This is a genomic window from Bacillus cereus group sp. MG4 (genome assembly GCF_040460055.1).
Classification (GTDB): Bacteria; Bacillota; Bacilli; order Bacillales; family Bacillaceae_G; genus Bacillus_A; species Bacillus_A wiedmannii.
Window position 1 is genome coordinate 4,595,188 of record NZ_JARVGZ010000001.1, and the last position, 13,981, is coordinate 4,609,168.

Consider the following 13,981-nt stretch of genomic DNA (forward strand, 5'->3'; position numbering starts at 1 on the left):
TCAACGTATGTGATTCGTTCTAAAAATTGGTATAATATTCTTACAATTAAAAAACATGGGGGATGCGTGTGAGGAAAATACGGACTAGGAAACTATTTATTTGTTTTTGTTTAGCTGTCGTTTTGTTTGTGCCAATACATACGTTTGCAGATGAAAAAAGAGAGTGGCGAGACGAAGTCGTATATTCCATTATGATTGATCGCTTCAATAATGGAGAACCGAAAAATGACAAACAGTTAGAAGTTGGCAATTTAGAAGGATATCAGGGTGGAGATATAAGAGGGATTATAAAAAGACTGGATTACATAAAAGAAATGGGTTTTACGACTGTTATGCCTTCACCGTTTTTTGAAAGTGGAAAGTACGATGGGTTAGATGTGCAAAATTTTCAAAAGGTAAATGAACATTTCGGAACAGAAAATGATGTGAAAGAACTTGTACAAGAAGCGCATGCAAAAGGGATGAAAGTTATATTCCAATTTCCGCTTGGAGAAAACGAACAACAAGTTATCGACGCGATGAAATGGTGGATCAAAGAAGTCGATTTAGATGGAAGTTATGTGATACATAGTGAAAAAAAGTCGCGTTCTTTCTGGGATGACGTGCAAAAAGATATGCAATTGATAAAGAAAGATTTTCGTATTATGACAAAGGAAGATAGTGGATATAACGAAAAAATAGTAGAATCGTTTTCTAAAGTGGATGTATCGGTGAAACCTTTATATGATGTGAGTAAAAAAGAAGTGGAATCCGTTACATTTTTAGATAATCAAGATACAAAAAGGTTTGCCCGTATTGCAAAAGAGAATATGAATTATCCACCATCTCGTTTGAAACTAGCCCTTACATATTTATTAACATCACCAGGTATTCCGAATTTTTATTACGGGACTGAAATTGCATTAGATGGAGGGGATACCCCGGATAATAGACGATTAATGGATTTCAAATCAGATGAAAAATTTGTGCAGCACATAACGAAACTCGGTGAGCTTAGACAAGCGAGACCATCTTTACGCCATGGAACGTTTGAGCTTTTATACGATAAAGATGGAATGAGTGTACTGAAACGAAAGTATAAAGATGAAGTAACATTAGTAGCGATTAATAATACGAAAGAAACACAAAAAGTTGCTTTACCTGTAAGTGCAATTGGCGAAAAACAAGAGTTACGAGGATTGTTAGAAGATGAAATTATAAGAGAAGAAAACGGGAATTTTTATCTCGTTTTAAAGCGTGAAGAATCAAATGTATATAAAGTTAACGGGGAAACAGGTGTGAATTGGCTATTTATCTCTTTAATCGTCGGTGTGAACGTATTGTTTATTGCGTTTTTAATTGTTGTTAAAAAGAGACGGAAATGAGTAATGGATGTGTGTTCTTAATAAGTACGAAAACTCTTCTGCTGAGAGGGGACAGGCTAAGGGGGGGATACTTTCTCCCTAGCCTGTTTTTCTGTGAAGGAAGACTCTTGCCTCAAAATGCAGCTGAACAAAGAAGTGAAAAGACCGATAGAAGAAACAATAATTGCAACTATATTGATTTTACATTACATTAAAGGATGAAAAAATATTCTGATACTCATTGAGGGCTATATTTAGGGAGGAAAAATGGAATTTTACGATTTGGGTATTACCATTAAAGAACTTAGAACGAAAAAGAATATATCACAATCCGAATTGTGTCATGGAATATGTTCGCAAAGTCAAATTAGCAAAATAGAAAAAGGTATGATTTATCCATCTAGTATATTGTTATATCAGTTATCTGAAAGACTTGGTATTGATCCAAATAATATTTTCGCACTAACGCAAAATAAAAAACTAAAATATGTAGAAAATGTAAAACATGTAATGAGAGATTGTACAAAGCAAAAACAATATAATGAACTTTACGAAATAGTGAAACAAGAGAAAAACGAAAATAATTTCCAGTTAAAAGAAGATAAACAATTTCTAATATGGCATGAAGCCATTGCTATATTTCATGTAAATAAATCAATAAAAACTGCTTTAAATCTTTTAAATAGTGCACTAAAACTAACTGTAACGAATGTTGATTTTTTATCAGAAAGAGAAATAGATATTATGCAGTCGATGGCTATATTTCATTGGGCAAATAAAGAGTATGAAAAGAGTATTACTATATTAAGAAGGTGTTTAGCTAATTTTAATAAGTTAGATTTTCCTAGAGATAAAGAGATTAAATTAAAAATCATTTTTAATTTAGCGAAAATTTTAGGTCTTGCAAATCAACATGAAGAGGCAATAAAATACAATGATATGGGGATTAAATTAGCTATTAATCTAAATACTTTATATTTATTAGGTGAATTATATTATGGAAAAGCTTGGAACTTACTAAAGCTAGAACAATATAATGAAGAAGATGTGGCTGACAACATGAAAAAAGCATTATTTATCTTTGAACTAACAGAAAAAGAAAATCTAATAAAAATGGTTAAAGAAAAATATTTTGAAAAACAAAAAAAAAAATGATTCATAATTTCTGATGAATATCTTATTAATTTCTATAAAAAAAGGCACCTTACGGTGTCTTTTTTATAACTTATATCATCAATTATTACATTGTATAGGTTTCTTATACCAAGCTTTGTTGATGTATTTACACTTCGCAGGTGTTGAAGTTTTAGGTGTATCCTCGGGTGTAGTTATATTATTAGAACACCCTGCAATATATAGACAGAATGTAGTTAATAAAAAACATAGTATTAATTTCTTCAAATAACCACTTCTAACTCTTGTTTAATTAACATTTTTTCATAAAATAAATTCCTTACTAATTTTACATTACATGAAAGGGTGGAAAATATTCTTATACTCATAATTTGTTACATTTGGGTGGGGAGGGAGGTTTTTGCGCCGATTATTAAAAGGACCTTCTTCATTTATGCATAATAATTAAATACTCATTCTAACTATCCGATTGCTCGTAATCTTAGACTTTGTAATATTTTCTCTACCGCTAAAAAGAAAAACATCCTCTACACAGAGAATGTTTTTCTTTTTAGCGGTAGTTAATAAATTGTACGTCAATCGGTAAGTCGGCACTGCGAACTGCTGCGATAACTGCTTGTAAGTCATCACGGCTTTTCGCTGTAACACGTACTTGGTCATCTTGTACTTGTGTTTTTACTTTTAATTTCATTTCTTTAATGATGTTGTTAATTTTTTTCGCGTTATCTTTATCGATACCTTGTTGAAGTGTTGCGCGTTGGCGAACAGTGTTACCAGTCGCAGCTTCAACTTTTCCGTAATCCAAGTTTTTAATTGGAACGTTACGTTTTACAAGTTTAGAAATTAGAACGTCTTTTACTTGGTCTAATTTGAACTCATCGTCAGAAGTTAAAACTAGTACTTCTTTTTCTAATTTAATATCACTTTTACTTCCTTTAAAGTCATATCGGTTTTGGATTTCCTTTAATGCGATGTTAATTGCGTTTGTTACTTCAGGTAATTCTACTTTCGAAACGATGTCAAAAGAACTATCTTTTGCCATAGTTAGCACCTCCAAATAAATTTCTATCTTTTCATGCACCTAAATAGGCTATGTAATATACATATTAAAGTATAGCGGAAAATACATCGATTAGATAGAGTGTTGCAACTTAAGTGTTTTGACGGATCATCTGTAGGGTAATATAGTCCTATAGATAAAGTCTTTATTTAATTATAGTGAATTTTGGGCAGTTGGACAAATAAAGGAAAAACCGTGTTATAATTAACTTTTGTTTGGAATGATAAAAAATATAAAAAAGTTAATTATATATATAGAAGGGAATTAAAAAATATGTATTTACAATTAGGATCGATTGAACAGGTAACTGTTTTACGCGAAACGGAAATCGGCTATATGGTTGGGAATGAAGAAGAAGAAATCTTCTTACATAAAAACGAATTAGTTGGAGAAATTGCAGAAGGCGATACGATTGATGTATTCTTATACCTTGATCACCAAAATCGTATTTCAGCAACAATGAAGGAGCCGCTTATTACAACTTTTGATTGGAACTGGGTAAAGGTTGTAGAAGTTATTCCTAGTTTAGGTGTGTTTGTTAATATTGGTGTATCAAAAGATATACTAATCCCAGCTGATGAGTTCCCGATTTATATGCCAGTATGGCCAGAGGTTGGAGACGAATTATATTGTACGTTAAAATTAACGAATCGTGATCGCCTTATCGCTCTTCCGGCAAGAGACAGTGATATGCAAGAAATTATCGTAGATGCGACGCCATCTATGCGTAATAAAAACGTCAATGGACGTGTGTATCGTTCACTTCAAGTTGGTTCATTCATACTAACTGATGAGCATTTCCGTGCTTTCTTACACCATACTGAAAGAAAAGAACAAGTCCGCATCGGTGAACGTGTAACAGGTCGTATTATTGACGTGAAAGATGACGGTACAATTAATATTTCACTTCTTCCTCGTAAAGAAGAAGGAATGGAAGATGATGCTGCAGTACTTTATGCATATATGGAAGAACGAGGCGGAGCGATGCCGTTTTGGGATAAGAGCCACCCAGAAGATATTAAAGAACGTTTCAACATGAGTAAAGCTGCGTTTAAGCGTGCGCTTGGTAAGTTGATGAAAGAAGAAAAGATTTACCAAGAAGAAGGTTGGACGTATTTTAAGAAGTAAATTAAATAAAAAGCACCGCCTTATTTTGCTGTAAAAATAAGGCGGTGCTTTTTTAATTTCCTTGCTCATGCGCAAGAGTAAACGTATTTTCCAAGTCACTATCATTTATTTTAATATTTGCTTTTTTTAATTCCTTTTGTATTAACTTGTGACTGAATGTAGGATCGGCAATACGTTCTGCTTCTAAGTTTTTACGAATAGAGTCTTTCACTTCATCATAAGGCTTTAAATCTTTTTTATCAGTTAATTTAATAATGTGATAGCCGTTTGGTGATTTAACGGGATTGCTAATTTGTCCGACTTTTAGTTTGTAGGCAGCTGTTTCAAATTCAGGCGCCATTCTGCCTGAATTGAAGTATCCAAGGTCTCCACCTTTATCTTTTGATAGTAGATCTTGTGATTCTTGTTTTGCTAATTCTTCAAATGAAGCGCCAGCATCTAATTTTTTCTTTATTTCTTTCGCTTCATTTTCGTCACTTACTAAAATATGACTCGCTTTAATTTCTGGTTTATAGTGGTCTTTCACGTCTTTTTCTGTAACACTTTTCTTAATTGCTTCATTCATAGCAAGTTTGAACTTAATTTGATTTTTGAAATCAGCTTCATCTTTTAAACGATTGTTTTCTAGTACAGCTGTGAATTGATCGCCGTATTGCTTTTTCGCTTTTTGTACTTCTTTATCTACATCATCGTCAGATACTTTATATTTTTTCGTGATAACGTCTTGTGCCATCATTTCGTATAGCATGTCTTTTCCGTAACGATCTTTCAACTGTTTTTCGAAGTCGCTCTTCTTAATGGTTGAGTCTGTTGCTGTAGCGACTGTAGCTGAGCTGTTTTTTTGTCCACAAGCAGCTAGCATTAATATACTTATTAGTGCAGTAATAATGAAAATGTGTTTCCCTCTCATGCCAACACCTCATCCGAATATGTTATCGCTATTGTAGAATATAGAAGTGAACATGAAGTGAATTTTTAATGTTTTTTCCCTGTAAAATGTAAAAAAAGTACATCAACAATATTGTTGATGTACGATGGAATCAAAGATGATCGGTCTTTTTAGAATAGGAACGCTTACCTTGCTGAATATTTTTTTGTTCTTGCTCATTTTTTTGTGTACGCTTTGCATTATTATCGCGTGCTTTTTTGTCGTTATCACTCGTATGTGGCATATGTATCAACTCCATTTCTAAACGTTGTACGTTTATCATTTCCTTTTTCGTAAAGACTATGTATAGCAGTGCATTCATGAATAATAAAGGTGGATTCGAAATGGATTTGAAGTTGAATTATACCGAACTTATAAAGAAGTTAATCGTTGTAATCGTCGCAGGTTTGTTAAACGCGATTGGAATGAATTTATTTTTAACGCCAGCGAAAGTGTACGCGAGTGGCTTTGCTGGATTGTCCCAATTGTTATCGCAAATATTAGGTGACTTTTTATCTATTCACATATCAACGGGGGTATTGTTTAGCTTGTTTAATATTCCCGTCGTTATTTTAGCATGGAAAAAGGTTGGAAAGGCCTTTACTTTCTTTAGTTTTCTTTGCGTCATATTTATGACTTTGTTTCTAGAAATTATCCCGGTTAGAGCAGTTTCGAACGATATTATATTAAATGCGATTTTTGGTGGGATTATTTCAGCAATTGGGGTAGGGATTGCGTTGAAGTGGGGGGCTTCTACAGGTGGTTTAGATATAATCGCCATGATTTTATCAAAGATTAAAGACAAGCCTGTCGGTACGTATTTTTTCTTCTTTAATGCACTGATCATTATTGCGGCTGGCTATGTGTATGGATGGGAAAAAGCATTATATACTTTGGTGACTTTGTATGTGTCAACGCGAATTATCGATGCGATTCATACGCGTCATGTGAAAATTACAGCATTAATTGTTACGAAGAATGGGGCAGATGTACGAAAGGCGATTCATTCACGCTTAGTGAGGGGGATTACAACTATACCGGCAACAGGTGCTTATACAAATGAAAATAAGGAAATGTTAATGATTGTTATTACGCGTTATGAGTTATATGAATTAGAAAGGGTTATTAGGCAAGTGGACCCAGGTGCATTTACAAACGTATTACAGACGGTTGGGGTGTTTGGCTTGTTTCGAAAAGATTAAAGAGGACCAAAGCTGGTCCTCTTTTTTAATGTAAATTCGTAATATTTTGCAACTGCTCTTGCATTTCGCGTAGCTGAACTTTTTCAGCTGTTGAAGAGTTTGCATAAGCAGAGTGCAAAGCGTTTTTTGCCCTATATACGAGATCTTGTTGCTCAGTACCGCTTGAACAAGATACGGCATTTGCAACGGCATCTCTAGCTTGTTGGAATAGTAAGTTCCCCATTTAAACCCCTCCAAAAGAAGAGTTACTTCTCGCTTTTTCTGCCTCAGCTAATGTACCTCTGTACGGGAATCTTGCATCATGCTTCATAACAGCATCGGCTCCTTGTTGGATAAAACGTTTTGATTTGTTCTTTTTACCCATTCGAAAAACCCCCTTTATTTAGCTGAAAACAATCGACGCGATAATCCGGCGTCTAATAATAGTATGAGCGTTTGGCGAGAAACTATAAGCAGGGAATTTTTAGATTATAATCCAAGAACCTCTTCTAAATATAGCGCAATACCATCTTCTTCATTCGTTAATGTCGTATGATTTGCGAGTGATTTTAATTCAGGAATTGCATTGCCCATTGCGATGCCGTGACCAGCAAATTCAATCATTTCAAAGTCGTTATCTTCATCACCGAAAGCGATAATTCGCTCTTGTGGAATGTTGTAATGACTAGAAATTTTTTGTAATCCGACAGCTTTATTTAACCCGCTTTTTACGATTTCAATAATCGGCCAAGGTGCGCCCCATTTTCTATGGTCGATTACTTCAGCGTGCATATCAGTTAAATGTTGACGAATTGCACTGGAATGCTCGTCATGTGCGTCAATTAATAAGCAGGTTGGATGATCGTTTAAAATATTTAATAAGTCTCCTGTAAAAATCTTTGGAGAACCGAATTCGAAAATATGTTTTTTATCTTCATCAATTTCACGAACATACACATCGTCCATTACTTCAGCATATATATTTTTCACACCAAAATCAAAGCAAGCTCGGACAATTTCTTGGGCTGTTGCTAGCTCAAGAGGAGAGTGATGTGTTCCCCACTTTGAATCAAGAGGATGATGTACGTAAGCGCCATTAAAGTTTACGATTGGTGTGTTAAGACCAAGTTCTTTATAGTAATCAAAACTAGCACGGAATGGACGTCCTGTTGAAATAACGACAATATGTCCTTGTTCCTTTGCTTTTGCAATTGTATGTTTTGTTCGAGTGGAAATTATTTTGTTGTCTGTTAATAAAGTGCCGTCTAAGTCTAATGCGATTAAATGCTGTTTATTCATAATTTCACCTCTTATAATAATTTTTTTGTTTCTATCTATATTTCCGTTTTTAATATGCAGAAATAAGAGGTTAAACTGGGTGAGAACACCAAAGATGGAAAGTTCACTATATATCCATCTTACGTCGCAAAGTGCTGTGGTGTCTACTATTTCTCGCTGGAAATTAAGAAAAGTCAACATTTTTTTAGAAAGTTCAAACAATGTTTTTTTCATTATGTACAAATTGTGAAAAGGGTTACATTGCTCGTGTGATGAGGCTTATAATGAACATGTAATCTTCTCGTATATGTTTGACTCTCCTTTGAAGCTGGCCTATAGTAGGTTGGTTTCTTTTTTTTCTACAAATAGGAAAGAAATCCCTTCCTAAGCTTGTATCATTCATGTATATGTACAAGAACGAAATGTAGTACTTGTTTCCTAAACATGACAGAAAAGCTTTCTTTTAAAATGGATATACTAATGAGGCAAAGACGTCATGGAAGGAGAATGGAAATGGGACAAAATCGCAGGTTTCGTTCTGGACAAAAAGCGCCAAACGATGGCATTTACGTAGAAATTGGTGAAACAGGAAGTATGGTAAAAGATCCGCAAATGGTGAAATTAACTGCGGGTGAAAAGTTTCCAGATAACGCGAATCATAACCGTCAGTGGACATATAAAAGAAAACCGTAACAGGAGCCGCAATCATTATTGCGGCTTTTTTGTCGTTACGCATTGCGTATATTTTTCAGTTGTATAATGAATGTTCCCTTTTTCTTTTTCCGATAATAAGTTTGAAAATACATAAGCAAAATTATTGTATAAAAAAGGCAGTTGGCGTATAATCAAATCAAAGGTCAAAGAAAGTCAAACATTTGGAGGACTGTAAAGATGGACTTAAATCAAATGACAACAAAAACACAAGAGGCGATTATGAGTGCCCAATCTTTAGCGGTATCTCATCATCATCAAGAAGTAGATACTGTTCATCTCTTGTTTACATTATTAGAAGAGCAAGATGGGTTAGCAGTGCGTATTTTTCAAAAAATGAATGTCGATATAGAAGCGTTAAAGCAAGACGTCGAAAGTTTAATTAAGAAAAAACCTTCTGTAACGGGAAGCGGTGCAGAAGTAGGAAAATTATATATAACAGGTGCTCTGCAACAACTACTTGTAAGAGCAGGAAAAGAAGCAGAGAAATTGCAAGATGACTACATTTCAGTTGAACATGTATTGCTTGCTTTTTCAGAAGAAAAAGGCGATATAAATCAATTACTTACAAGATTTCACATTACGAAAGATAATTTATTACAGTCTTTAATGACAGTTCGGGGGAATCAAAGAGTGACTAATCAAAATCCAGAAGCAACTTATGAAGCGTTAGAAAAATATGGTCGTGATTTAGTGGCGGAAGTGAGAGCAGGGAAAATTGATCCTGTTATCGGTCGCGATAGTGAAATCCGCCGCGTAATCCGCATTCTTTCACGTAAAACGAAAAACAACCCGGTTTTAATTGGTGAACCCGGTGTTGGTAAAACAGCAATCGTTGAAGGATTAGCACAGCGTATTGTGAAGAAGGACGTACCAGAAGGATTAAAAGATAGAACAATCTTCGCATTAGATATGAGTGCGCTTGTAGCTGGAGCGAAATTCCGTGGTGAGTTTGAAGAGCGTCTGCAAGCTGTATTAAATAAAATTAAAAAGAGTGAAGGTCGCATTTTATTATTCATTGATGAACTTCACACAATCGTCGGCGCTGGTAAAACAGAAGGTGCGATGGACGCAGGAAATATGTTAAAACCGATGCTTGCGCGTGGTGAACTGCATTGTATCGGGGCGACAACGTTAGATGAGTATCGTAAATATATTGAGAAAGATCCAGCGCTAGAAAGACGTTTCCAACAAGTATTAGCAGAAGAACCAACTGTTGAAGATACAATTTCCATTTTACGTGGTTTAAAAGAGCGCTTTGAAATTTATCATGGTGTAAATATTCATGACCGCGCGATTGTAGCAGCATCCGTTTTATCAGATCGATATATTTCGGATCGTTTCTTACCAGATAAAGCGATTGATCTTGTTGACGAAGCGTGCGCAACAATTCGAACAGAGATTGATTCTATGCCAACAGAATTAGATGAAGTAACGCGTCGTATTATGCAGCTGGAAATTGAAGAAGCGGCTCTTGGAAAAGAGAAGGACTTTGGTAGCCAAGAACGCCTGAAAACGTTGCAACGTGAATTATCGGATTTAAAAGAAGTTGCAAGTGGTATGAGAGCGAAATGGGAGAAAGAAAAAGAAGACATTCATAAAGTGCGTGACTTACGTGAACATTTAGAGCGCTTGCGCCGTGAGTTAGAAGAAGCAGAAGGAAATTACGATTTAAATAAAGCAGCTGAACTTCGTCACGGGAAAATTCCAGCTATCGAAAAAGAGTTAAAAGAAGCGGAAGAAATGGGTGCACATAATAAACAAGAGAATCGCTTATTACGTGAGGAAGTAAGTGAAGAAGAGATTGCTGATATTGTTTCACGCTGGACTGGTATTCCTGTCGCAAAACTCGTTGAAGGTGAACGCGAGAAATTACTACGCTTAGAGCAAATTTTATCAGAGCGTGTCATCGGACAAGAGGAAGCGGTAAGCTTAGTATCAGACGCAGTTCTTCGTGCACGCGCTGGTATTAAAGACCCGAACCGTCCAATTGGTTCCTTCATCTTTTTAGGACCGACAGGTGTTGGTAAAACAGAACTTGCAAAAACGTTAGCACAGTCTTTATTCGATAGTGAAGAGCAAATGATTCGTATCGACATGTCTGAGTATATGGAGAAACACGCTGTGTCACGCTTAATTGGTGCGCCTCCTGGATATGTTGGATATGAAGAGGGCGGTCAATTAACAGAAGCGGTAAGACGTAAACCGTATTCAGTTATTTTGTTAGACGAAATCGAAAAAGCACATCCAGAAGTATTCAACATTTTATTACAAATGTTAGATGATGGACGCATTACAGATTCTCAAGGACGTACAGTAGACTTTAAAAACACGGTTATTATTATGACTTCAAATATTGGATCTGCTCATTTGTTAGATGGATTAGAAGCAGATGGCTCAATTAAAGAGGAATCAAGAGAACTTGTAATGGGGCAATTAAGAGGACATTTCCGACCAGAGTTTTTAAACCGTGTCGATGAAATTATTTTATTCAAACCTCTTACAACGAATGAAATTAAAGGTATTGTTGATAAAATTGTAAAAGAATTACAAGGTCGTTTAGCTGACCGTCATATTACAGTAGAATTAACAGACGCAGCGAGAGAATTTGTTGTAGAAGCTGGCTTTGATCCGATGTACGGAGCTCGTCCATTAAAACGATATGTACAGCGTCAAGTTGAGACGAAATTAGCGAGAGAATTAATTGCAGGAACAATTACTGATAACAGTCACGTAGTTGTTGATGTAGAAAATAACGAATTAGTCGTTCATGTAAAGTAAAATAAAAAAGAGTTCGGATAAAATCCGGACTCTTTTTTTAGTGTTGTTCTACTGGCTCGTTTGGAATTGTAGCTGAAATTGCTAGTACTAATACCGCAAGAACAACTGAGAAAATAGACGCTTGGTTAAAATCGTATGTACCGCCAGTCATAGAGCCGATTACGTAGCTCATCATATGTACAAGCGCGAACGACCAAATTAATGCCCAAATGAAACGCATATTTTACACCTCTATTCGTTCAATCTGTCCTTATTGTAACACAATTGAAAAAAGAATATAGAAAAATATTTGTAGATTTTTCAACGCAAATTTGCATTCCGTTCATACATTATAGAAGAGTACTTTTATACGTTTAGAAAATAAGGCGGGGGAAAAATGAGTATTACGGAACGTTTTTTTTATTTAGAAAAAGAACCATGTGTCATTTATTTACCGGAGAAGCCAAATGGATTTTCTGTTATGCTTCTCGGTGATTATAACTACTTTATTGAGAATGGTACAAGTTTATGGACACAGCATGCAGGTAGATCTTATTTTTTACATGGCCTTATTGAGGAAGGCTACACGGTCTTTTCCTCTAATTTATACGGAAGACATTGGGGAAACGACCAATCTGTTCGTCTAGCAAAACGTTTATATGATGTTGTTTTGAGAAAAGAGACATTAAATGCGAAAATGCACATTATGGCAGATGGTATGGGTGCACTTGTAGCACTTGAAATGATGAACAAATACCCTGAATGTATACGCTCTGTCGTTATGTTAAATCCGTGTTTAGATTTACCAGAATATGTGGAGTTTGAAAAAGAGCATAAGTTTTTTTACAAAAGATTAGTGAAGGAATTAAGTTTGGCGTATGATTCCAAAGAAGAAGAATTAGAATCCAAAATAAATAAGAAATCATTTACGCTTCTTCCGTCTTGTGTACCTGTTAAAGTTTTCGTATCAACACAAGAAAAAAGAGGAAGAAAACAGTTGTTACGTAAATATGAGAAAATGAGGCAATTCAATCAATGCGATACTTCTGTCTTATTCCATCTGCAAGATGTGAAATATAAAATGGTTAGGCAAACGACTGATTTCTTTAAAAGATATGAAGAAGAATTGTGAAGCTCCCATATACATAAATGAGGAGCAATTTGTTTCAAGGAGAAAGGGTTGGTGGTATGGAGCGCGTGCTAATTATAGGTGGACTTACGTTTGTAGGTTATCACCTTGTGAATAAAATGATTGCAGAAGAAGTAGAAGTGTACGGTCTTGATTTTGATGAATTCGAGAATATGACAAAAATTAATGAAGAGAAGTTATTGTTGATTGGACGAAATGCGTTATTTACGTATTATTCGATAAGAGATGAAGATGGATGGAAATCAGTAGAAGGAGAGAAGTTCGATACGGTTTACTTTTGCTTGTATGAGCCAAATCAACAAAGTGGTTTTCGGAATGAAAGAGTTATATTACAGTATTTAAAGCGGATTATAAGACTGTGTGCAGAACAGAAAGTGAAGTTAAATCTAATTTCTTCTATTGAAGTAGGAAACGCAGATGAATCTGAAAATAAACGTTTATTTTTGAAAGTGGAAGAAGGATTGAAAAAAGGAGAGGCACCATATAGTGTATTTCGAGTTCCTACATTATATGGGCCATGGCAACCATCTTTTATGATGTATCATCAGCTCATTTTATCAGAACTGGATGAGAAAGAGTGCCATTATGCGAGTGAGGAAAATGGAAGTGATCTATTGTACGTGGAAGATGTATGTGAATACTTATGGGAAAATGGAATGAACGAGGAGCATCTCGGTATATACAATTTACTTAGTGGTAAAAAGTCATTATGGAAAAAAGGCATGAACCTTTTACGTGCAACGGATAAAGTGAATAAAAAGAATGAGGAAGAACGAAATGATGCTGTCGAGGTTATTTCGATAAAAAGAAATACCCCGTTAGAATATGGTTTAAATAAACAATTGGCACATATGAAAAAATATAAAGAGTTATACGAAGGATAGCGAGCGTGTTACACTATGTATGTGAAAGTTTTAATGGAGAGGAAGAACATAATATGAATGAGAAAAGCATGCAATTTTTACAAATCGCAATGAAGCATTTACCAGAAGCAAAGGCCATCTTAGATTCGAATGGAATTGCGCTTGATATGGAGAAAGCACAACCAGTATTAGAGTTATTGATGAAAGTTATGAACGAAGCATATGAGCTTGGGAAAGCAGATAAAGAATAAAACTTTCTTTTTTGGAAGGGAAGAGAGGCTCGAACCGTGGATAGAAGCGGTTCGGGCCTTTTTATATTTCAAAAGAAACAGGAAAGGTATGTTTCTGTTTCTTTTAATAAACAATAAAGTGAATAATGCTGGATTTATGGTTTAGCTGAAATATATTCTAGACAAAAATACATTTATGTTTTAAAATTAGTACC

General features: G+C 35.0%; 16 protein-coding genes. 9 read left to right on the top strand and 7 right to left on the bottom strand.

Features of this window, described 5'->3' with window-relative positions; translation table 11 throughout:
• Positions 1-62: 62 nt before the first annotated feature.
• Together QCI41_RS24145 and QCI41_RS24150 are read left to right on the top strand one after the other, a co-directional pair.
• Complete coding sequence (locus QCI41_RS24145; protein ID WP_353836463.1) at positions 63-1,364, top strand: alpha-amylase family glycosyl hydrolase; 1,302 nt, start codon at positions 63-65, stop codon at positions 1,362-1,364.
• A gap of 246 nt (positions 1,365-1,610) precedes the next feature.
• Entirely contained in the window at positions 1,611-2,498 is an 888-nt protein-coding gene (locus tag QCI41_RS24150) for a helix-turn-helix domain-containing protein (protein ID WP_353836462.1), read from the top strand.
• Positions 2,499-3,027: 529 nt separating this feature from the next.
• Here QCI41_RS24150 and QCI41_RS24155 read toward each other — a convergent pair.
• Positions 3,028-3,519 carry a YajQ family cyclic di-GMP-binding protein gene (locus tag QCI41_RS24155; protein ID WP_001040146.1) on the bottom strand — a complete coding sequence of 164 codons (492 nt, stop codon included), beginning with the start codon at positions 3,517-3,519 and terminating at the stop codon, positions 3,028-3,030.
• A 291-nt stretch (positions 3,520-3,810) separates the two neighbouring features.
• Between QCI41_RS24155 and QCI41_RS24160 the strand changes: the two genes are divergently transcribed.
• Positions 3,811-4,665 (top strand): CvfB family protein, encoded by an 855-nt coding sequence (locus QCI41_RS24160; protein ID WP_353836461.1) that lies wholly within the window; start codon positions 3,811-3,813, stop codon positions 4,663-4,665.
• A gap of 52 nt (positions 4,666-4,717) precedes the next feature.
• Here QCI41_RS24160 and prsA read toward each other — a convergent pair whose 3' ends face one another.
• Together prsA and QCI41_RS24170 are read right to left on the bottom strand one after the other, a co-directional pair.
• On the bottom strand, positions 4,718-5,575 hold the full coding sequence (prsA, locus tag QCI41_RS24165; protein ID WP_149294164.1) for a peptidylprolyl isomerase PrsA: 858 nt from the start codon (positions 5,573-5,575) through the stop codon (positions 4,718-4,720).
• 130 nt (positions 5,576-5,705) lie between these two features.
• Entirely contained in the window at positions 5,706-5,837 is a 132-nt protein-coding gene (locus tag QCI41_RS24170) for a DUF3941 domain-containing protein (RefSeq protein WP_001120852.1), read from the bottom strand.
• Between the two features lie 100 nt (positions 5,838-5,937).
• Between QCI41_RS24170 and QCI41_RS24175 the strand changes: the two genes are divergently transcribed.
• Positions 5,938-6,795: a YitT family protein gene (locus QCI41_RS24175; protein ID WP_000364451.1), complete on the top strand. Its 858-nt coding sequence runs from the start codon at positions 5,938-5,940 to the stop codon at positions 6,793-6,795.
• Positions 6,796-6,820: 25 nt separating this feature from the next.
• Here QCI41_RS24175 and QCI41_RS24180 read toward each other — a convergent pair whose 3' ends face one another.
• The 3 genes from QCI41_RS24180 to QCI41_RS24190 all read right to left on the bottom strand — a co-directional run bounded on the left by QCI41_RS24180 (position 6,821) and on the right by QCI41_RS24190 (position 8,073).
• Positions 6,821-7,018 carry a DUF3813 domain-containing protein gene (locus QCI41_RS24180; RefSeq protein WP_000527398.1) on the bottom strand — a complete coding sequence of 66 codons (198 nt, stop codon included), beginning with the start codon at positions 7,016-7,018 and terminating at the stop codon, positions 6,821-6,823.
• On the bottom strand, positions 7,019-7,159 hold the full coding sequence (locus tag QCI41_RS24185; protein WP_000516816.1) for a hypothetical protein: 141 nt from the start codon (positions 7,157-7,159) through the stop codon (positions 7,019-7,021).
• A 104-nt stretch (positions 7,160-7,263) separates the two neighbouring features.
• A complete protein-coding gene (locus tag QCI41_RS24190) occupies positions 7,264-8,073 on the bottom strand; it encodes a Cof-type HAD-IIB family hydrolase (protein ID WP_048545178.1) in 810 nt (269 codons plus the stop codon).
• A gap of 492 nt (positions 8,074-8,565) precedes the next feature.
• Between QCI41_RS24190 and QCI41_RS24195 the strand changes: the two genes are divergently transcribed.
• The gene (locus QCI41_RS24195) at positions 8,566-8,745 is read left to right on the top strand and encodes a YjzC family protein (protein ID WP_000531420.1); all 180 of its coding nucleotides are present in this window, start codon (positions 8,566-8,568) and stop codon (positions 8,743-8,745) included.
• A 198-nt stretch (positions 8,746-8,943) separates the two neighbouring features.
• On the top strand, positions 8,944-11,544 hold the full coding sequence (gene clpB / locus QCI41_RS24200; RefSeq protein WP_353836460.1) for an ATP-dependent chaperone ClpB: 2,601 nt from the start codon (positions 8,944-8,946) through the stop codon (positions 11,542-11,544).
• 37 nt (positions 11,545-11,581) lie between these two features.
• Here clpB and QCI41_RS24205 read toward each other — a convergent pair whose 3' ends face one another.
• Positions 11,582-11,764, bottom strand: a complete 183-nt coding sequence (locus QCI41_RS24205; protein ID WP_001211113.1) for a YjzD family protein — start codon at positions 11,762-11,764, stop codon at positions 11,582-11,584.
• A 156-nt stretch (positions 11,765-11,920) separates the two neighbouring features.
• Between QCI41_RS24205 and QCI41_RS24210 the strand changes: the two genes are divergently transcribed.
• From QCI41_RS24210 to QCI41_RS24220, 3 genes are read left to right on the top strand one after another with little or no spacing between them, the layout of a single operon-like run.
• Positions 11,921-12,655, top strand: a complete 735-nt coding sequence (locus QCI41_RS24210; protein ID WP_353836459.1) for a lipase family protein — start codon at positions 11,921-11,923, stop codon at positions 12,653-12,655.
• 29 nt (positions 12,656-12,684) lie between these two features.
• Positions 12,685-13,557 (top strand): NAD-dependent epimerase/dehydratase family protein, encoded by an 873-nt coding sequence (locus tag QCI41_RS24215; RefSeq protein WP_000486177.1) that lies wholly within the window; start codon positions 12,685-12,687, stop codon positions 13,555-13,557.
• A gap of 53 nt (positions 13,558-13,610) precedes the next feature.
• On the top strand, positions 13,611-13,787 hold the full coding sequence (locus tag QCI41_RS24220; protein WP_001003337.1) for a ComZ family protein: 177 nt from the start codon (positions 13,611-13,613) through the stop codon (positions 13,785-13,787).
• Positions 13,788-13,981 lie beyond the last annotated feature (194 nt).